The organism is Ramlibacter algicola, assembly GCF_016641735.1.
Lineage (GTDB): Bacteria > Pseudomonadota > Gammaproteobacteria > Burkholderiales > Burkholderiaceae_C > Ramlibacter > Ramlibacter algicola.
On record NZ_JAEDAO010000001.1, the window covers coordinates 1,751,700 to 1,769,895 of the forward strand.

Consider the following 18,196-nt stretch of genomic DNA (forward strand, 5'->3'; position numbering starts at 1 on the left):
TCTACAATGCCGCATGTCCCCAGAAGTCCCCGCGGAATCCCCGCTGCTGCAGTCCCTCAACCCCGAGCAGCGCGCCGCGGTCACCCTGCCACCCGAGCACGCGCTGATCCTGGCTGGCGCGGGGTCCGGCAAGACCCGCGTCCTCACCACCCGCATCGCCTGGCTGCTGACCACCGGGCAGGTGTCGCCCGGCGGCATCATGGCCGTGACCTTCACCAACAAGGCCGCCAAGGAAATGATGACGCGGCTGGGCGCGATGCTGCCGGTCAACGTGCGCGGCATGTGGATCGGCACCTTCCACGGCCTGTGCAACCGCTTCCTGCGCGCCCACTACAAGCTGGCCAACCTGCCGCAGAGCTTCCAGATCCTGGACACGCAGGACCAGCTGTCGGCCATCAAGCGGCTGATGAAGCAGCACGGCGTCGACGAGGAGCGCTTCCCGCCCAAGGAAGTGCAGTGGTTCATCGCCGGCTGCAAGGAAGACGGCCAGCGGCCCAAGGACGTGCCCACGCGGACCGAGGAGGACCGCCGCCGCGTCGAGCTGTACCAGCTGTACGAGGAGCGGTGCCAGCGCGAGGGCGTGGTCGACTTCGGCGAGCTGATGCTGCGCAGCTACGAGCTGCTGCGCGACAACGACGCCGTGCGCGCGCACTACCAGCGGCGCTTCCGGCACATCCTGGTCGACGAGTTCCAGGACACCAACCGGCTGCAGTACGCGTGGCTGAAGATCTTCGCCTTCAACCCGGACGGCAGCGCGCCGGCCGGCAATGCGGTGCTGGCCGTCGGCGACGACGACCAGAGCATCTACGCCTTCCGCGGCGCGCGCGTGGGCAACATGCAGGACTTCGTGCGAGAGTTCCACGTCGCGCACCAGATCAAGCTGGAGCAGAACTACCGCAGCTACAGCAACATCCTCGACTCGGCCAACGCGCTGATCAGCCACAACAAGGGCCGGCTCGGCAAGAACCTGCGCACCGACCAGGGCCCCGGCGAGCCAGTGCGCGTGTACGAGGCACCGACCGACCTGGCCGAGGCGCAGTGGCTGGTGGAGGAGATGCGGCACCTCGCGCGCGACCAGGGCACCGAGCCGGGCTTCGCGAAGCGCGAGATCGCGGTGCTCTATCGCAGCAACGCGCAGAGCCGCGTGATCGAGACGGCGCTGTTCAACGCGGGCGTGCCGTACCGCGTCTACGGCGGCCTGCGCTTCTTCGAGCGCGCCGAAATCAAGCACGCGCTGGCCTACCTGCGGCTGCTGGAGAACCCGAACGACGACACCAGCTTCCTGCGCGTCGTGAACTTCCCGCCGCGCGGCATCGGCGCGCGCACGATCGAGCAGTTGCAGGACGCCGCCCGTGCCGCCGGCTGTTCGCTGCACGACGCGGTGAGCGCCACCACCGGAAAGGCGGGCGCCAACCTCGGTGCGTTCGTCGCCAAGATCGACGTCGTGCGCGAGCAGACGCAGGACCTGAGCCTGCGCGAGATCATCGAACTGGTGCTGCAGCACTCCGGGCTCGTCGACCACTACCGCAGCGAGAAGGACGGCGCCGAGCGCATCGAGAACCTGGAGGAACTGGCCAGCGCCGCCGAGAGCTTCGTGATGCAGGAAGGCTTCGGCCGCGATGCAGTGGCGCTGCCGATCGACGAGCTGTCGCAGAGTCCCGTGAGCCAGGGGCTGGATCCGAACCAACCCATCCTCGACCAACCGGCGCCGGACTACGTGGCGCCCGATGCGGAAACGGGCGAGACGCTCTCACCGCTGGCGGCGTTCCTCACGCACGCCGCGCTGGAAGCGGGCGACAACCAGGCCAGCGCCGGCCAGGACGCGGTGCAGCTGATGACGGTGCACTCGGCCAAGGGCCTGGAGTTCGACGCGGTGTTCGTCACCGGTCTCGAAGAGGGCCTGTTCCCGAGCGAGCGCTCCATGGCCGACTACGAAGGCCTGGAGGAAGAGCGGCGCCTCATGTACGTCGCGATCACGCGCGCCCGCAAGCGGCTGTACCTGAGCTACGCGCAGACGCGCCTGCTGCACGGCCAGACCCGCTACAACGTGCGCAGCCGCTTCTTCGACGAGTTGCCCGAAGCCGCGCTCAAGTGGCTCACGCCCAAGAACCAGAATTTCGGCGGCTCCGCATTCGGCTTCGGCACCGGCTACGGCAGCACGCGGTCACCGGGGGCGCAGCGGGACTGGAATCCCGACCGCTTCGCCAACCCGCCCGTGCCCGTGCAGAAGGCCGCGCCGTCGCACGGCCTGAAGTCCGGGATGCAGGTGTTCCACACCAAGTTCGGCGAGGGCACCGTGATCTCGATCGAAGGGCAGGGCGACGACGCGCGGGCGCAGGTGAAGTTCAATCGCCACGGCATCAAGTGGCTGGCCCTCGCCGTGGCGAAGCTGACGCCGGTCTAGGAAGCCGAGAGCCGCTGGCCCACCGGCACCGGCTCACTCCATGTGCAGCCAGTGTTCCTCGGGAAGGGACTTCAGGAAGGCAAGCACCTGCTGCGCGGCGCCATGGCTGGCGGCCCACTCGAGGTGGTCGCGCAGGCACAGGCGCTTGACCATCGCGGACGTCACGCGCCAGGCCTGCGGCGGGATCGGCAGCGGCGGCTGCCACTGGCCGTTGACCTGCTGCTTGCCGGGCAGCATGTCGTAGAGGGCCTGCCAGGCCGCCAGGTGCGGGCAGACGCGGTTGTTGCGCCGCGCTTCCTGCATCAGCGCCTCGAGGTCGCCCGCCGCTGCTGCCGCGCCTGCCGCTGCTTCGCCCAGGGCGGTCGGCGCGGTGGTTTCGAAGCCTGCCGGGGCCCCGAGGTCGGTGGGCAGGTCGGCCGGCACGCTGCCCGTCGTGGTCGGCTGGAACTTGCGCTCCTGCTTCTCGCTGAGCTCGGTGAAGAGCGCCCACGCCGTGTCGGTGTTGCGCTCCTCCGCCTCCGGTGCAGGAATGGTGTCGCCGTACTGGTACGGGTCGTCCAGCGCGGTCTTCTTCTTCGGCGGCGGGGTGGGGGGCGGCATGGTCGTGGGGCGGGCAGCGGGTCACTGCCCGGCCGCACTGTACCCCGGCCATCGGCGGCTGCCCATCCGCCGGAACGCGCGGGCGTGGCTTTTTTTCCGTCGCCGCCGCGGGCCGGGTGTTCACTTACGATCCGGGCCAGGAGAGACCGCCATGAATGCTCCCGTCCCCCTTTCGCGCTGGGCCGGCGAAGGTTCCAGCCGGGTGCCGTTCTGGGCCTACACGGACCCGCAGCTGTACCGCGCCGAACTCGATCGCATCTTCTACGGCCGCCACTGGTCGTACGTCGGGCTCGAGATCGAGGTGCCCAACGTGGGCGACTTCAAGCTGACCTGGGTCGGCGAGCGCCAGGTGATCCTGGTGCGCGATCGCGTGGCGCCGAAGGACCGCGGCACCGACCACGGGTTGCGCGTGGTCGAGAACCGCTGCGCGCACCGAGGCGTGCGCTTCTGCCAGCAACCGCATGGCAACGCGCGCAGCTTCGTCTGCCCGTACCACCAGTGGACCTACAAGCTCAATGGCGACCTGGCCGGGCTGCCGTTCAAGGAAGGCGTGAAGGCGCTCGGCGCCGATGGCACCGAGTGCGTGCAGGGCGGCATGCCGGTGGACTTCGACCTCAAGGCCAACGGCCTGACCAAGCTGCGGGTCGAGGTGCTGCACGGGCTGGTGTTCGCCACTTTCTGCGACGACGCGGAGCCGCTGCGCGACTACCTCGGCCCCGAGGTGCTGCCGTGGCTGGACAGGATCTTCCAGGGGCGCCAGCTGCAGCTGTTGGGCATCAACCGGCAGCGCATCCCCGGCAACTGGAAGCTGATGATGGAGAACATCAAGGACCCGTACCACCCGGGCCTGCTCCACACCTGGTTCGTGACCTTCGGGCTCTGGCGCGCCGACCAGAAGAGCCGGATGGTGATGGACGCGCACGGCCGCCACGCGGTGATGGTCTCGCGCCGCAACGACGGCGGCGAGAACAAGGCGGTCACGCAGGGGGTCACGTCATTCAAGGCCGACATGACGCTGCAGGACGACCGCCTGCTCGACGTCGTGCCGGAGCCGTGGTGGAAGGTGACCGACCCGGCGAACCCGGGCACGGAGATCATGCCGACGGTGACGATGATCACGCTGTTCCCCAGCGTGATCATCCAGCAGCAGGTCAACTCGCTGTCGACGCGCCACATCGTGCCGCGCGGCGAAGGCGAGTTCGACTTCGTGTGGACGCACTTCGGCTTCGTCGACGACACGCCCGAGATGACGCGGCGCCGCCTGCGCCAGGCCAACCTGTTCGGCCCCGCGGGGTTCGTCAGCGCCGACGACGGCGAGGTGATCGAGTTCAGCCAAGACGGCTTCCGCCAGTGGGGCGAGGGCGGCAGCACGCTGTGCGAGCTGGATGGCACCGGCACCGGCGGCACCGAGCACATGGTCACCGAGACGCTGATCCGCTCGATGTACGCCTACTGGCGCAGGGTGATGGGGGTCTGATGGAGCACCTGCTGCTGCAGCACGAGATCGACGAGCTCAATGCCGCGTACGCCGCGGTGCTCGACGAGGGGCGCTTCGACGCCTGGCCGGACTTCTTCGTCGAGGACGGCCGCTACACCGTGCAGGCGCGCGAGAACTTCGACCGCGGCCTGCCGCTCGCGCTGATGGACCTGGAAAGCCGCGGGATGATGCGCGACCGCGTCTACGGCGTCACGCAGACGATCTACCACCGCCCTTACTACATGCGCCATGTCGTCGGCCGCGCGCAGGTGCTGCCCGTGCAGGAAGGCGATGCGGCCGGGTTGCTGCGTGCGCAGGCGAACTACGCCGTGTTCCGCACGCGGCCCGGCGATGCAAGTGAGGTCTACAACGTGGGCCGGTACATCGACACGCTGGTTCGCACCGGCGAAGGGCTGAGGTTCGCGAGCCGGCGCTGCGTGTACGACAGCGAGATGGTGCTGAACTCGCTGATCTATCCGGTCTGAAACGATTGCGCCCTCCGGAGAGGGCGCAAATGGGCCCCGGCCTTCGCCGGGGCACGAAGCAGCGCCGCGAAGCGGCTTATTTCTTCGTGGCCTCGTGGCCGACGTAGCCGCCCAGGGCCGCGCCACCCAGCGTGCCCAGCGTGCCGCCGCCCACCGCGCTGCCGATCGCACCGCCGGCCACCGCGCCGCCCACCGTGCCGGCCGTCTGGCGGTCCATCGTGCCGCAGCCGGTCAGCGCCATCATCGTCACAGCGGCCACTGCCGCGAGGATCTTGCTCTTCATACCGTTCACCTTGGGAAAGTACGACCGCCAAAGGCGCGGCCTGCCTGTGCGATGAACTCTATGGAGGAGCCTTTTGGCCTCCTGTAGGAGGCCCGAGACAGGGGGTGTCGGCTCGCCCCGTGGGGTCGTGCCGGACCGTGCAGGGCGCGCGTGCAGGGCCGCGCCGGGCCGGTGCCTCAGCGGCCCGCCTGCCGCTCGGAGGCCAGCCGGTTGGTGTGGCGCAACCGTGCGGCGAGGTCGATGGCGAGGTTGGACAGCAGCTTCTGCACCAGTTGCGGCGCTTCGTGGCTCAGCCGGTCGAAGCGGTCGCGCGTGAGGACGGCGACGGCGAGATCCTCTTCGGCGAGGACCGTCGCCGATCGAGTGGCGCGGTCGAGGAACGCCAGCTCGCCGATCACCGCGCCCCGCCGCACGCCGGCCAGCCGCACGCCCCGCTGGTGCGGTCCCGGCACGATGACGCTGGCGCTGCCTTGCAGCACCACCATCAGTTCGTGGCTCGCGCTGCCGGCCTCGATCACGACGTCGCCGGCGCGGAACAGCCGCTGCTCCATCGCCGCTTCGAGGGCCTGCCGCTCGTGGTCGTCCATGTCGCGGAAGATCGACACCGCGTCCAGCACCGTCGTCGATGGCGCTTCGGTGTCGGATCCGTACAGTTGCAGCAGGTGGTTCTCGGCCTGCTCGAGCGCGCGGTCCAGGTCCTCGGCCACGTGCGCCCCGCGCGAGTGCAACTGCAGCGCCGCGGCGACTTCGGGCGCCGTGCGCGCCGGGTCGACGTGGAACAGCGGGACCATCGACAAGTCGGCCAGGCGCTCGATCTTGTCGATGGTGGCGACCACGCTCGTGTCCACGTGCCGCACGCCGGTCCAGTCCACCACGATGCAGCGCGCCTCGCCCAGCACGGCGCGGAACTGGCTCTCGAGGCTGCTCACCGCGACGAAGAACAGGTCGCCCGCGAGTTCGACCACGCGCAGCTCGTGGCCGTGGCGCGCGAGCTGCTGGAGGTCGGCGCGCGGGCGCGCGCAGTTGGACGAGACCTGCGCGCCCGTGAGCACGGCCCGCGCGGGACGGCCCGCATTGCGCACGGCGAACAGAAGCAGGCCGAGCAGGAAGCCGACGACCACCGCGGCCACGATGTTCAGCATCACAGCCGTCGCGGTGACGGCGGCGACCAGCGCGAGGTTCTCGCGTTCCAGCGGGCGCAGCGGGTCGCGCCGCAGCCAGCGGCGCAGCAGCTGCACCGAGCCGCGGTCGACCATGAACCAGGCTTCGCACAGCAGCGCGCCGGCGATGGCGGCGATCGGCACGTGGCCGAGCGCGCCGCTGAAGGCCACCACCAGCGCGATGGCGGTCATGCAGACCATCAGCGGCGCGGCCAGGCGGGCGTGGCGGCTGGCGACCATGGACGACTGCGCCGATCCCGACAGCGGCGCCGACCCCAGCAGGGCGGCGACCACGCTGGCGGAAGCGGTCGCCAGTGGCAGCCCGCGCGGCCCCGCGGGCCGGTCATCCTGCTGCGACAGCATCTGGGCGGTCATGGCGCTGTTGAGGAACATGATGGTGCCCAGGATCGCGGCCTGGCCCACCAGCGCGCCCGACAGCGACATCCAGTCGATGCCGGGCGCGGCGAACACCAGGAAGTCGGTGACCGCGGCCGTCCGCACGTTCAAGTCGCTGCTGCCGACCATCGTGACGTGCTCGCCGGCGCGCCCGAGCAGCTCGCCGATGACGACGCCGACGACGAGGCCGGTGGCGGTGGCCGGCCAGCGGCGCAGCCAGTGCCGCACCGCGACGCCGACCGCGAACACCGTGCCCGCGACGACGGCCACGCCCCACGCCGTGCTGCCGGGCACCTGCTGCAGCCCGTGCAGCGCGATCGTCTCGCTGATGATCAGCGACACCGCGATCGAGTTGGAGAAGCCCGCGAACACCGGGGTCGGGATGTAGCGCGTGAAGCGGTCCGCGCGGGCGAGGTAGAGGGCGGCCATGACGATGGCAGCCGTGGCCGTCGTCGCCTTGATCGCCGCGGCTCGCGCTTCCGGCGTGTCGGGCACGCCCCACGAGGGCAGTTGCAGCGCCATGTGGCCGACGAGCGCGGCGAGCGTCGTCGCCTCGAGGAAGCGGGCCGAGTACAGCACCGGGCGGTGCGAGCGGATCGCCGCCAGCTGCACCAGCGCCAGCCCGATGAGGGTGGCCGCGAGGGCGCCGGACAGCATGCCGGGCGCATGCCGCCCGAAGATCACGACGACGGCGCCGAGGCTGAGCGGAATGGTGAACGCGGATGCATCGAGCGCACCGAGGAGGCTGCGGCCCCAACCGGTGGCCTGGCTCGTCGACGCGTCCTCGAGCGGGGTGAACGTACTGGCCTGTCGCACGAGACCTCCTGTGCTGCGGCCGGATTGAAGCACAGCCGTGGCGGCCGCGCCTCGGTCAAACGGACCGGCTGCGGGCTAGCGGCGGGTTGGCGGCGAAGTAGCGGACCATCCCGCGTAGCAGGGCGTCGGCCAGCTGGTCCTGGTAGGCGTCGCTGCGCAGCTTGGCCTCTTCTTCCGGGTTGCTGATGAAGGCGGTCTCGACGAGGACGCTGGGAATGTCCGGCGCCTTCAGCACGGCGAAGCCGGCCTGCTCGACATGCTTCTTGTGCAACTGGCCCACGCTGCCGATCTCGCCCAGCAACGCCCCGCCCAGCTTGAGGCTGTCCTTGATCTGCGCGCTGGTGCTCATGTCCAGCAAGGCGCGGGCGACGTGGGCGTCGGCGGACTTGATGTTCACGCCGCCGATCAGGTCGGCCTTGTTCTCCTTGTCCGCCATCCAGCGCGCCGCGGTGCTGGAGGCGCCGCCCTGGCTGAGGGCGAACACGCTGGCGCCGCGCGCCGTCGGCGTGATGAAGGCGTCGGCATGCACGCTGACGAACAGGTCGGCCTGCACGCGGCGCGCCTTCTGCACCCGCACGTGCAGCGGCACGAAGAAGTCGGCGTCGCGGGTGAGGAAGGCCCGCATCGGGTTGCCATTCACGATCGTGGCGTTGATGCGCTCGCGCAGCCGGTGCGCCACCTGCAGCACGACGTCCTTCTCGCGCGTTCCACCCGGGCCGATGGCGCCGGGGTCCTCGCCGCCGTGGCCGGGATCGATGGCGACCACGATCAGGCGGTCCGTGCGCGAGGCGACCTGCGGCGCGCCGACGACCGCCGGCGGCACCGGCTCGCTGGCCTTCGGCCGCGGGCGCGGCGTGGACTGCCGCTGGGTGATCAGTTCGCCCAGCGGGTCCGCCGACGGCGCGGGCGCGGTCGGGTCCTTCATCCGCTCGGTGATCAACGCCTCCAGCGGATCGGCCGCCTGCAGCGGGAAGAAGTCGATCACCAGTCGGTGCTGGTAGGCGGCGATCGGCGGCAGCGTGAACACCTGCGGCAGCGCCTGCTGCTTCAGGTCGATCACCAGCCGCACCACGCCCGGCGCGAACTGGCCGGCACGGATGCCCGCGATGTAGGGATCGTCGGCGCGCACCTTCGCGACCAGTTCGCGCAGCGCGGGATTGAGCTCGATGCCTTCGAGGTCGACGGCGAGGCGGGGCGGGTCCTGCACCACGACCTGGCGCGAGGTGAGCCTGGCATCCGACTCGATGGTCACGCGCGTGTAATCGGGCGCGGGCCACAGGCGCACGGCGACGATGGTCGCGCCGCGGGCGATCTGCGCACGGCCCAGCAGCAGCGCCACCGCGCCCCCGCGCACCAGGTCGCGCCGGCCGATGCTCATGCCAGCAACTCCCGGCCGAGCGCGGTGTTCGCCCGCAGGCGCACGTCGCGCGTGCCATCGGCCTGCAGCGTGAGATGCAGGTCGAGGTCGGCGGGCGGCAGCAGGCCCGCGGCTTTCTCGGGCCACTCGGCCAGCTTCAGGCCCGGGCCGTCGAACACCTCGCGGAAGCCCGCGTCTTCCCACTCGCGCGGATCGCTGAAGCGGTAGAAGTCGAAGTGGAACGCCGGGCCAGCCCCGGTCTGGTGCGGTTCGACGACGGCGTAGGTGGGGCTCTTGATGCGGCCGGCGACGCCCAGCGCCCGCAGCAGGTGGCGCACGAAAGTCGTCTTGCCGGCGCCAAGGTCGCCATGCAGCGCGATGAAGGCATCGGCGATGCCGGCGCGCCGCGCGAGCAGCTCGGCGAACGCGCGCGTGTCGTCCTCGGTGGTCCAGCGGAGAAGAGGCGCGCCGCTGCCCGGCGGTGGGGCGGTTCCTACAATCGGCGGGTGATGCGGCTTGGTGCTCAGATCGACGGTCCTTCGCTGGTGGCAGCGATCGGGCAATGGGGCCGTGAGCTGGGATTTTCCCAGATCGGCGTGGCCGGCGTCGACCTTTCCGAGGCGGAACCCGGCCTTCTGCAGTGGCTGTCCAACGGATGGCACGGCGAGATGGCCTACATGCAAGCCCATGGCCTGAAGCGCGCGCGTCCCGCCGATCTTGTGCCCGGTACGCTGTCGGTCGTCACGGCCCGAATGGACTACCTGCCCGCCGCGACGCCCGAAGGCTGGCAGGCGATCGAGCTGGCGCGGCTCGATCGGCCGCGCGAAGGCACGGTGTCCCTGTATGCCCGGGGACGCGATTACCACAAGGTGCTGCGCCAGCGCCTGCAGAAGCTGGCGGACCGCATCGCGCAGGACATCGGGCCGTTCGGCCACCGCGTGTTCACCGATTCAGCGCCGGTGCTGGAGGTCGAACTCGGTACGCGCAGCGGCCAGGGCTGGCGCGGCAAGCACACGCTGGCCCTGTCGCGCGACGGCGGCTCGATGTACTTCCTGGGCGAGATCTACATCGACGTCGCGCTGCCGACGACGACGCCCGAGAGCCCGCACTGCGGCACGTGCACGGCCTGCATCGAGGCCTGCCCCACCGGCGCGATCGTCGGCCCGCAGCGGCTGGATGCGCGCCGCTGCATCTCCTACCTCACGATCGAGCACGCCGGCCCGATCCCGCTGGAGTTCCGCCCGCTGATCGCCAACCGCATCTACGGTTGCGACGACTGCCAGCTCGTGTGCCCCTGGAACAAGTACGCGCACCGCAGCACCCTGCCGGACTTCGACCCGCGCGAGGGCATGACCGGCGCGCTGCTGGCCGACCTGCTGCGCTGGAGCGAGGAGGAGTTCCTGCGCCGCACCGAGGGCAGCCCGATCCGCCGCATCGGCCATGAGCGCTGGCTGCGCAACGTGGCGGTGGCGGCGGGAAATGCGCTGGCGAAGGAGGACGACGTGGACCTGCGGGGTGCGCTGCAGGCGTTGCGCGGGCACGCGAGCGATCTCGTGCGGGAGCACGTCGAGTGGGCGCTGGAATGTCGCGCCGATGCTGCATCGCCCGCATCGGGCACCGCATTGCGTTGACCCCTCGACGGCGCGGCGGTCCAATCACCCGAGGCCCGTGATCCGGCGAGGCCAATCGGGAGGGCGTCCGATGCTGAAGTTCCTCAAGCGATTCGCAACGGCCGGCGCCAAGCCGGTGGCCGCCCCGGCGCCAGCGCGTCCCTCGTCGGCAGCGGCCAACCTCTGGCGGCGGCTGACCGGGCCCAGCCCGCTCGACCCCCTGCCGGTCGGCGAGGTGAGCGAACTCGATGACGAATCGGCATGGGACCAGTGGGAGCACTCCCAGATGGAACTGGACAGCCGCATGGGGCCGCTCTCGGCGTACGACACGATCCGGGTGAAGGACGCACCAGACCAGGCAGCGAAGCCCGACCCGTTTGCCAGCGTCCGCAAGCGGACCTAGCGAGAGCGCCCGGACCTGCTACTGCAGGATGCCCAGCGCCAGGGTCAGGCTCAGCGGTCCGAGGATGGTCGATAGCGTCACCAGCCCCGCGACGTACGCGCCGTTGTAGCCCATGCGCGAGGCCAGCACGTAGGCGCTCGACGCGGTCGGCATCGCCGAAAACAGCAGCAGCACCAGTGCCTGCGTCGCGTCCAGCGAGAACAGCCGCACCAGCACCCAGGCGACGCAGGGCAGGGCGAGGTGGCGGATGGCCAGCACGCCGACGGTCAGCGTGCGCGATTGCGCGAGGCTGCTCAATTGGAGGCCGGCGCCGGCTGCCATCAGGCCCAGCGCGATCGAACTGCCGCCGATGCGTGCGACGGTGGGCTCGAGCCACGCGGGGATGCGCATCCCGAGCAGGTTCGTCGCCAGCGCCAGGGCCGTCGCGATGATCAGCGGGTTTCGCACCAGCGCGCCGAGCAGGCCGGTCTGCCCGTGGCGGGCCATCGGCCACACGGCACCGATGTTGAACAGCGGCACGCAGACCCCGATCAGCACCGCGAGCAGTTGCAGCCCCTGTGCGCCGGCCAGCCGCTCGGACAGCGCGAGGGCGACGAAGGAGTTGAAGCGGAAGGCGACCTGCGCCGCGCCGGCGTGCTCGCGACCGTCGATGCGTCCGCGCAGGCCGGGCAGGCAGGGTAGGGCATAGGCCATCGCGATGCCGGACACGCCCAGCGTCAGTCCCGCGGCCATCAGCCGGCCGGCCTCGCCGACGTCGATCGGGTGGCGCAGGATGGCCTGGAACAGCAGGACCGGGAACAGGAGGTGGTAGACGAGGCGCTCGACCTGGGTCCAAAGGGGGCGGTCCAGCGGCGTGAACCGGCACAGGACACACCCGAGGACGATCAGCGCGAAATCCGGGAACAGCAGGCGGGCAAACTCCACCGGGCGAGCATAGCTTCCGCTGGGGTTCACCCTTATGTGGATTCCACAGACGCCGCGCTCGGGCCGGCAGGTACCATGCGCGATTCGTCTGATCCCCGCATCGCAAGGAGTGTTCGCATGAAACGCCGCGTCTTGTTGGCCCTCGCTTCCGCCTCGCTCGCCGTCACGGCAGGCCCGGCGCTGGCCCAGGCCTACCCCAACAAGCCCGTCAAGCTGGTCGTCCCGTTCGCGCCGGGTGGCACGACGGACATCATCGCCCGCGTGATCTCGGAGCCGCTGGGCAAGGCCATCGGCCAGAGCGTCGTGGTGGAGAACAAGGCCGGTGGCGGTGGCGTGATCGGCGCGCAGCAGACCGCCAACGCCAAGCCGGACGGCTACGAACTGGGCGTGGCGACCGTGTCGACCACCGCGGCCAACCCCGCGATCAACCCCAAGATCCCGTACAACCCGGTCAGCGACTTCACGCCGATCATCAACATCGCGGCGACGCCGAACGTGATCGCGGTGCATCCGAGCTTCCCCGCCAAGGACTACAAGGGTTTCCTCGCCGAGCTGAAGAAGAACCCCGGCAAGTACTCGTTCTCGTCGTCCGGCACCGGTGGCATCGGCCACCTGCAGATGGAGCTGTACAAGAGCCTGTCCGGCACCTTCGTCACGCACATCCCGTACCGCGGCGCGGGCCCGGCGCTGAACGACACCGTCGCCGGCCAGGTTCCGATGATCTTCGACAACCTGCCCTCGGCGCTGCCCTTCATCAAGGAAGGCCGCCTGGTGCCGATCGTGGTCGCCGCGCCCCAGCGCCTGAAGGACCTGCCGAACGTGCCGACCTTCAAGGAAGTCGGCCTCGAGCCCGTGAACCGCCTGGCCTATTACGGCATCTACGGTCCCAAGAACCTGCCGCAGGACGTCGTCACCAAGATCCACGACGGCGTGGTCAAGGCGCTGCAGGAACCGGCGGTGCGCAAGCGCATCGAGGACACCGGCTCGATCGTGATCGGCAACACGCCGGAGCAGTTCGCGCAGCAGATCAAGGCCGAGTACGACGTGTACAAGAAGGTCGTCAACGACGCCAAGCTGAAGCTCGACTGAGGCCCACGTGCCGGCGCAAGCCGTCCTCCGGAACAAGCCGCCTGCGGGCGGCTTGTTCGCGTCCGTCGACGACTTCATCGACGCGCTCTGGCTGGAGGAAGGCCTGTCCGCCAACACGCTCGCCGCGTACCGGCGCGACCTGACGCTGTACGGCACCTGGCTGCGCGGCCAGGGCAAGGACCTCGAAGCGACGGTCGAGACCGACCTGCACGCGTACTTCGCGCACCGGCACCGCGACACCAAGGCGACGACGGCGAACCGCCGGCTCACCGTCTTCAAGCGCTTCTTCCGCTGGGCGCTGCGCGAACGGCGCATCACGGTCGACCCGACGCTGAAGCTGCAGTCGGCCAAGCAGCCGCTGCGCGTGCCCAAGACGCTGACCGAGGCGCAGGTCGAGGCGCTGCTCGCCGCGCCCGACGTCGACACGCCCTTGGGCCTGCGGGACCGCACGATGCTGGAGTTGATCTACGCCAGCGGCCTGCGCGTGAGCGAACTCGTCACGCTCAAGCTGCACCACACCAGCCTTGCCGACAACGTCGTGCGCGTGATGGGCAAGGGCGGCAAGGAACGCCTGGTGCCCTTCGGCCAGGTCGCGCGCGACTGGATCCAGCGCTACCTCGACGAAGCACGCGGCGACATCCTCGCGGGCCAGCAGACCGACGACCTGTTCGTCACCGCGCGCGGGCACGGCATGACGCGCGCCATGTTCTGGGTGCTGGTGAAGAAGCACTCGCGCACCGCCGGCATCACGGCACCGCTGTCGCCGCACACGCTGCGCCATGCCTTCGCGACCCACCTGCTGAACCACGGCGCCGACCTGCGCGCCGTGCAGATGCTGCTGGGCCACGCCGACATCTCGACCACCACCATCTACACCCACGTCGCGCGCGAGCGGCTCAAGCAGCTGCACGCGCACCACCATCCGCGCGGCTGACAATCGCGTGCAAGGAGCTCCCATGAAGAAAATCATCGCCGGCCTCGCGCTGGCCCTCTGCGCCGGCGCGGCGCTCGCGCAGGCCTGGCCGTCGGCCAAGCCGATCCGCCTGATCGTCGGCTACCCGCCGGGCGGCGGCATCGACTTCGCCGCGCGCACCGTGCAGGTTCCGCTGCAGGAAGCGCTGAAGCAGCAGATCGTGGTCGACTACAAGCCCGGTGCGAGCGGCATGCTCGCGGCCGGCGAACTCACGCGCGCCGCGCCCGACGGCTACACGCTGCTGCTGGCCAACACCGGCCCGTTCGCCATCGCGCCGTGGCTGCAGTCCAAGCCGCCGTACGACCCGGTGCGCCAGTTCACCTACATCGGGCAGATCAGCCAGGGCAGCTACATCGCGGTGACGCGGCCCGACCATCCGGCGCGCGACCTGAAGGAGTGGGTCACGTGGGCGAAGGCGAACGCGGGCAAGGTGAACTTCGCCTCCGGCGGCCAGGGCACGTCGACGCACCTGAATGGCGAGCTGATGAACCAGGCGACCGGGCTCGACGTGACGCACGTGCCGTACAAGGGCAGCGCGCCCGCGGTGCAGGACCTGATCGGCGGCCAGACGCAATTGCTGATCGACGCCGGCACGGTGCTGCTGCCGCAGGTCAAGGGCGGCAAGCTGAAGGCGCTCGCCGTCACGGGCCCCAGGCGTGATCCGCAACTGCCCGACGTGCCGACCGTGCGAGAGCTGGGGTTCGGTGCGATGGAGTCGGTCGGCTTCCAGGGGCTGGTCGGTCCCGCCGGCATGCCGAAGGAGATCGTCGATCGCCTGAACGCCGAACTGGCGAAGGTGCTCGCGCAGGCCGACATCAAGGCCAAGTTCGCCGGAGCCGGCGCCGAGGTGCACCCGCTCGGCCCGGCCGAATTCGCTTCGTTCGTGAAGGCCGAGAACGAGAAGTGGTCGCGCCTGGTCCGCGAGCGCAAACTGCAACTGGATTGAAGGACCGACCCATGCATCCCAACCGTCGCCAGGCGCTCGCCGCGCTCGCACTCTCCGCCACCGGCGCCGCCTGGGCGCAGGCCGCATGGCCCACCCGCCCCGTGCGCATCGTCGTCGCCTACCCGCCGGGCGGCGTCAGCGACGCCGTCGCCCGCTCGCTGGCCGACCGGCTCGGGCCGGCGCTCGGCCAGAGCGTCATCGTCGAGAACAAGGCCGGCGCCAGCGGCAGCATCGGGCTGGACGCGGTGGCCAAGTCCACCGACGGCCACACCTTCGGCTTCGCGGCGATCAGCCCGGTCGCGCTCAACCCCCACCTGGGCAAGTCGCCATTCGATCCGCAGAAGGACCTGGTGCCCGTCGTCGGCGTGATGGACTCGCCGGTGCTGCTGCTCGCGACCAGCGCGACACAGGCCAAGGACCTGCGCGAGCTGCTTGCCGCCGCGCGCGCCAAGCCGGGCTCGATCCGCTGGGCGACGTCCGGCCCCGCCTCGCTGGGCCACCTGATGCTCGAGCAGTTGAAGGCCGCCGCCAAGGTCGACATCAGCCACATCCCGTACAAGGGCGGCGGCCAGCAGATCAACGACGCGCTGTCGGGCCAGTTCGAGGTCCTGTCGGTCAACGCGGGTGGCGCCATCACGCAGCACGTCAAGGCCGGCAAGTTCCGCGTGCTGGCGGTCGGTGCACCGGCGCGGCTGGACCCGTTCCCCGACGTGCCGACGCTGGCCGAAGCGGGCTATCCCGCCGCCAACCTCAGCTCGGTGTTCGGCCTGTTCGCGCCCGCGGGCACGCCGGCCACGGTCGTCGAGAAGCTGAACGCGGAAGTCAATCGCGCCCTGGCGAACGCCGACGTGCGCGCGCGCCTGGCTGCCGGCGACAACGTGCCCACCGGCGGCACGGCCGCCGCGTTCGCGCGCCTGATCGCGCAGGAGTCCGCGAACAACGCCCGCATCATCAAGGCGGCCAACATCCAGGTCGACTAGCACGCGTGCCGGCAACGGCTGGCCCAGCCGTTGCCGGCCGTGACAAAGCACCCATTGCCGTGGCCGGCGCGATCGGCCAATCTGGCCACACCCCCCCCACCGGCGCGCGCGCGGGCGCGGCCACGCCGGTGGGCACCCACACGGCGCGCCCGGAAAGGCGCTGCCATGTCCAGATCGATTCCACCCGCGCTCGCTTGCGTCGCCGCTGCCGCGGCGCTCGGCCTTCCCATCCCGGCCCGCGCCGTGCACGGCGGCGAGGGCATGCAATGGAGCGACGCACCGCCCACCTTGCCCAAGGGCGCCAAGATGGCGGTGCTGCAGGGCGACCCGGCCAAGGCCGGGCCGTTCGTGATCCGGCTGTCGGCGCCGGCCGGCTACAAGGTCCCGCCGCATTCGCACTCGCAGGCCGAGAACCTCACGGTGATCTCGGGCTCGTTCCAGGTCGGCATGGGCGACAAGGTCAACGTCAAGGAGCTGAAGACGATGGGTCCCGGGGCGTTCGGCTCGATCCCTGGCGGCACCAACCACTACGCGATGGCCAAGACGGCAGCCGTGGTGCAGATCCACGGCGAGGGCCCGTTCGACATCAAGTACGCCAATCCGTCCGACGACCCGAGCCAGAAGTAAGGGCGCGGGGCAGCTCGCGCGGGGCTGCAAGCACAATAGGCGGCTCCGCCACTTCGCCGCCCTTCACATGCTCCAGTTCGCCGACATCGAAGCCGCCGCCGCACGCCTGGAGGGCGCCGCGCACCGCACGCCCGTACTGACGTCGCGCACGCTCGACACGCAACTCGGCGCGCAAGTGTTCTGCAAGGCCGAGAACCTGCAGCGCATGGGCGCGTTCAAGTTCCGCGGCGGCTACAACGCGGTGAATTCGCTGACCGAGGCGCAGCGTGCGCGTGGCGTCGTCGCGTTCTCGTCGGGCAACCACGCACAGGCCGTGGCGCTGGCCGCGCAACTGCATGGCTGCAAGGCGACCATCGTGATGCCGCACGACGCGCCGGCGCTCAAGCTGGCAGCGACGCGCGGCTACGGCGCCGAAGTCGTGATCTACGACCGCTACAAGGAAGACCGCGCCTTGATCGCGCAGCGCCTGGTCGAGGAGCAAGGCGCCAACCTGATCCCGCCGTTCGACGACCTGCGCGTGATGGCAGGGCAGGGCACCGCGGCGCTGGAGTTGATCCAGGACGTCGGCGAGCTCGATGCCTTGATCGTCTGCACCGGTGGCGGCGGTTTCCTCTCGGGATGCACGGTGGCCGCCAAGCACCTGCTGCCGGGCATCGACGTGTACGGCGCGGAGCCGGAGCGTGGCAACGACGTGCAGATGTCGCTGCGCGAAGGCCGCATCGTGTCCATCGACGTGCCGCGCACCATCTGCGACGGCCAGCAGACGCAGGCCGTCGGCAAGCATCCGTTCGAGGTGATCCGCTCGCAGGTGAAGGACGTGCTCGCCGTGCCCGACCCCGTCGTGGTGCAGGCGATGCGCTTCGCCTTCGAGCGGATGAAGGTGGTGCTCGAGCCTTCCGGCGCGTGCGCGCTCGCCGCGCTGATGCACCACGCCGACCGCTTCCGCGGCCAGCGCGTGGGCGTCACCTTCTCCGGCGGCAACGTCGGCGTCGACCGCTTCGTGGCGCTCGTCACCGGCACCGAGCAGGTCGACTAGCGGCTCACGCCGCCTTGGCGCCGAGCGCGCGCATCTTCCCCATCCACTTGGCGGCGTCGGCGGCCTTCATCGCACCGACCATGCCGATCAGGGTTTCGTGCACGGGCGCGAAGCCGACGAAGCCCAGGATGTTGCGTTCGAGCGAGCGCACGCTGTGCGCGCGGAAGTACCAGCGGTACACCAGCGCCGGCATGCCCATCGTCACGACGACGCGTGCGGAGCGGCCCTTCAGGCCCTTCGTCGCGAACGCCTTGCCATGGTCCTTGTCGGCGCCGAAGGCGAAGCCGGGCCGCGCCACCTGTTCGAGGAAGCCCTTGAGCAGCGCCGGCATGTCGCCGAGCCACAGCGGGAAGACGATCACGAGGTGCTCGCACCAGCCGATCGCGTCCTGCGCGTGCCGCAGGCCAGCCGGCAGCGTCCCGTGCTCCCACTCTTGCTGGCTGCGCAGCAGCGGGAAGTCGAGGTCGGCGACGCGCAGCATGCGCACCTCGTGCCCGGCGTCGCGCGCGCCTTGCGCATAGGTGTCGGCGAGGGCGTGGCACAGGTGCGGCGCAGCGCTTTCCGGATGGCCTTGCAGCAGGAGGATCCGTGTCATCGGCGCAGCCTAGGGGCACTCGCGTGCGCGCCGCT

At 70.4% G+C, this 18,196-nt stretch carries 18 protein-coding genes; 11 read left to right on the forward strand and 7 right to left on the reverse strand.

Annotated features, from left to right (window positions below; genetic code table 11):
- Positions 1-13 precede the first annotated feature (13 nt).
- Positions 14-2,404, forward strand: a complete 2,391-nt coding sequence (locus I8E28_RS08540) for a UvrD-helicase domain-containing protein (RefSeq protein WP_200787565.1) — start codon at positions 14-16, stop codon at positions 2,402-2,404.
- 33 nt (positions 2,405-2,437) lie between these two features.
- Here the strand turns inward: I8E28_RS08540 and I8E28_RS08545 are convergent, their stop codons facing one another.
- Positions 2,438-3,004, reverse strand: coding sequence for a hypothetical protein (locus tag I8E28_RS08545; RefSeq protein WP_200787566.1), 567 nt, complete (start codon positions 3,002-3,004; stop codon positions 2,438-2,440).
- 151 nt (positions 3,005-3,155) lie between these two features.
- Between I8E28_RS08545 and I8E28_RS08550 the strand changes: the two genes are divergently transcribed.
- Both I8E28_RS08550 and I8E28_RS08555 read left to right on the forward strand, forming a co-directional pair.
- A complete protein-coding gene (locus tag I8E28_RS08550; RefSeq protein ID WP_200787567.1) occupies positions 3,156-4,481 on the forward strand; it encodes an aromatic ring-hydroxylating dioxygenase subunit alpha in 1,326 nt (441 codons plus the stop codon).
- Entirely contained in the window at positions 4,481-4,966 is a 486-nt protein-coding gene (locus I8E28_RS08555; protein ID WP_200787568.1) for an aromatic-ring-hydroxylating dioxygenase subunit beta, read from the forward strand. The genes I8E28_RS08550 and I8E28_RS08555 overlap by 1 nt, the downstream gene beginning before the upstream one ends.
- A gap of 76 nt (positions 4,967-5,042) precedes the next feature.
- Here the strand turns inward: I8E28_RS08555 and I8E28_RS08560 are convergent, their stop codons facing one another.
- The 4 genes from I8E28_RS08560 to tsaE all read right to left on the reverse strand — a co-directional run bounded on the left by I8E28_RS08560 (position 5,043) and on the right by tsaE (position 9,505).
- A complete protein-coding gene (locus tag I8E28_RS08560; protein ID WP_200787569.1) occupies positions 5,043-5,249 on the reverse strand; it encodes a glycine zipper 2TM domain-containing protein in 207 nt (68 codons plus the stop codon).
- Between the two features lie 176 nt (positions 5,250-5,425).
- Complete coding sequence (locus I8E28_RS20935; protein ID WP_200787570.1) at positions 5,426-7,621, reverse strand: cyclic nucleotide-binding domain-containing protein; 2,196 nt, start codon at positions 7,619-7,621, stop codon at positions 5,426-5,428.
- Positions 7,622-7,676: 55 nt separating this feature from the next.
- Positions 7,677-8,999 (reverse strand): N-acetylmuramoyl-L-alanine amidase, encoded by a 1,323-nt coding sequence (locus tag I8E28_RS08570; RefSeq protein ID WP_200787571.1) that lies wholly within the window; start codon positions 8,997-8,999, stop codon positions 7,677-7,679.
- Positions 8,996-9,505, reverse strand: coding sequence for a tRNA (adenosine(37)-N6)-threonylcarbamoyltransferase complex ATPase subunit type 1 TsaE (gene tsaE / locus I8E28_RS08575; RefSeq protein ID WP_200790338.1), 510 nt, complete (start codon positions 9,503-9,505; stop codon positions 8,996-8,998). The genes I8E28_RS08570 and tsaE overlap by 4 nt, the downstream gene beginning before the upstream one ends.
- Between tsaE and queG the strand changes: the two genes are divergently transcribed.
- Positions 9,488-10,609, forward strand: coding sequence for a tRNA epoxyqueuosine(34) reductase QueG (queG, locus tag I8E28_RS08580; RefSeq protein ID WP_200787572.1), 1,122 nt, complete (start codon positions 9,488-9,490; stop codon positions 10,607-10,609). The genes tsaE and queG overlap by 18 nt on opposite strands.
- A gap of 70 nt (positions 10,610-10,679) precedes the next feature.
- The gene (locus tag I8E28_RS08585) at positions 10,680-10,991 is read left to right on the forward strand and encodes a hypothetical protein (protein ID WP_200787573.1); all 312 of its coding nucleotides are present in this window, start codon (positions 10,680-10,682) and stop codon (positions 10,989-10,991) included.
- Positions 10,992-11,009: 18 nt separating this feature from the next.
- Here the strand turns inward: I8E28_RS08585 and I8E28_RS08590 are convergent, their stop codons facing one another.
- On the reverse strand, positions 11,010-11,915 hold the full coding sequence (locus tag I8E28_RS08590) for an AEC family transporter (protein WP_200787574.1): 906 nt from the start codon (positions 11,913-11,915) through the stop codon (positions 11,010-11,012).
- A 117-nt stretch (positions 11,916-12,032) separates the two neighbouring features.
- On the opposite strand from I8E28_RS08590, the gene I8E28_RS08595 reads away from it, so the two are divergent.
- The 6 genes from I8E28_RS08595 to I8E28_RS08620 all read left to right on the forward strand — a co-directional run bounded on the left by I8E28_RS08595 (position 12,033) and on the right by I8E28_RS08620 (position 17,566).
- Complete coding sequence (locus tag I8E28_RS08595; protein WP_200787575.1) at positions 12,033-13,004, forward strand: tripartite tricarboxylate transporter substrate binding protein BugE; 972 nt, start codon at positions 12,033-12,035, stop codon at positions 13,002-13,004.
- A gap of 7 nt (positions 13,005-13,011) precedes the next feature.
- A complete protein-coding gene (xerD, locus tag I8E28_RS08600) occupies positions 13,012-13,938 on the forward strand; it encodes a site-specific tyrosine recombinase XerD (RefSeq protein ID WP_200787576.1) in 927 nt (308 codons plus the stop codon).
- A gap of 22 nt (positions 13,939-13,960) precedes the next feature.
- The gene (locus I8E28_RS08605) at positions 13,961-14,923 is read left to right on the forward strand and encodes a Bug family tripartite tricarboxylate transporter substrate binding protein (RefSeq protein WP_200787577.1); all 963 of its coding nucleotides are present in this window, start codon (positions 13,961-13,963) and stop codon (positions 14,921-14,923) included.
- 11 nt (positions 14,924-14,934) lie between these two features.
- A complete protein-coding gene (locus I8E28_RS08610; RefSeq protein WP_200787578.1) occupies positions 14,935-15,903 on the forward strand; it encodes a Bug family tripartite tricarboxylate transporter substrate binding protein in 969 nt (322 codons plus the stop codon).
- A gap of 165 nt (positions 15,904-16,068) precedes the next feature.
- Complete coding sequence (locus I8E28_RS08615; protein WP_200787579.1) at positions 16,069-16,530, forward strand: cupin domain-containing protein; 462 nt, start codon at positions 16,069-16,071, stop codon at positions 16,528-16,530.
- Between the two features lie 67 nt (positions 16,531-16,597).
- Positions 16,598-17,566, forward strand: coding sequence for a threo-3-hydroxy-L-aspartate ammonia-lyase (locus I8E28_RS08620; RefSeq protein ID WP_200787580.1), 969 nt, complete (start codon positions 16,598-16,600; stop codon positions 17,564-17,566).
- Between the two features lie 4 nt (positions 17,567-17,570).
- On the opposite strand, the gene I8E28_RS08625 is transcribed toward I8E28_RS08620, so the two are convergent.
- The gene (locus tag I8E28_RS08625; RefSeq protein ID WP_200787581.1) at positions 17,571-18,161 is read right to left on the reverse strand and encodes an NAD(P)H-dependent oxidoreductase; all 591 of its coding nucleotides are present in this window, start codon (positions 18,159-18,161) and stop codon (positions 17,571-17,573) included.
- Positions 18,162-18,196: the final 35 nt, after the last annotated feature.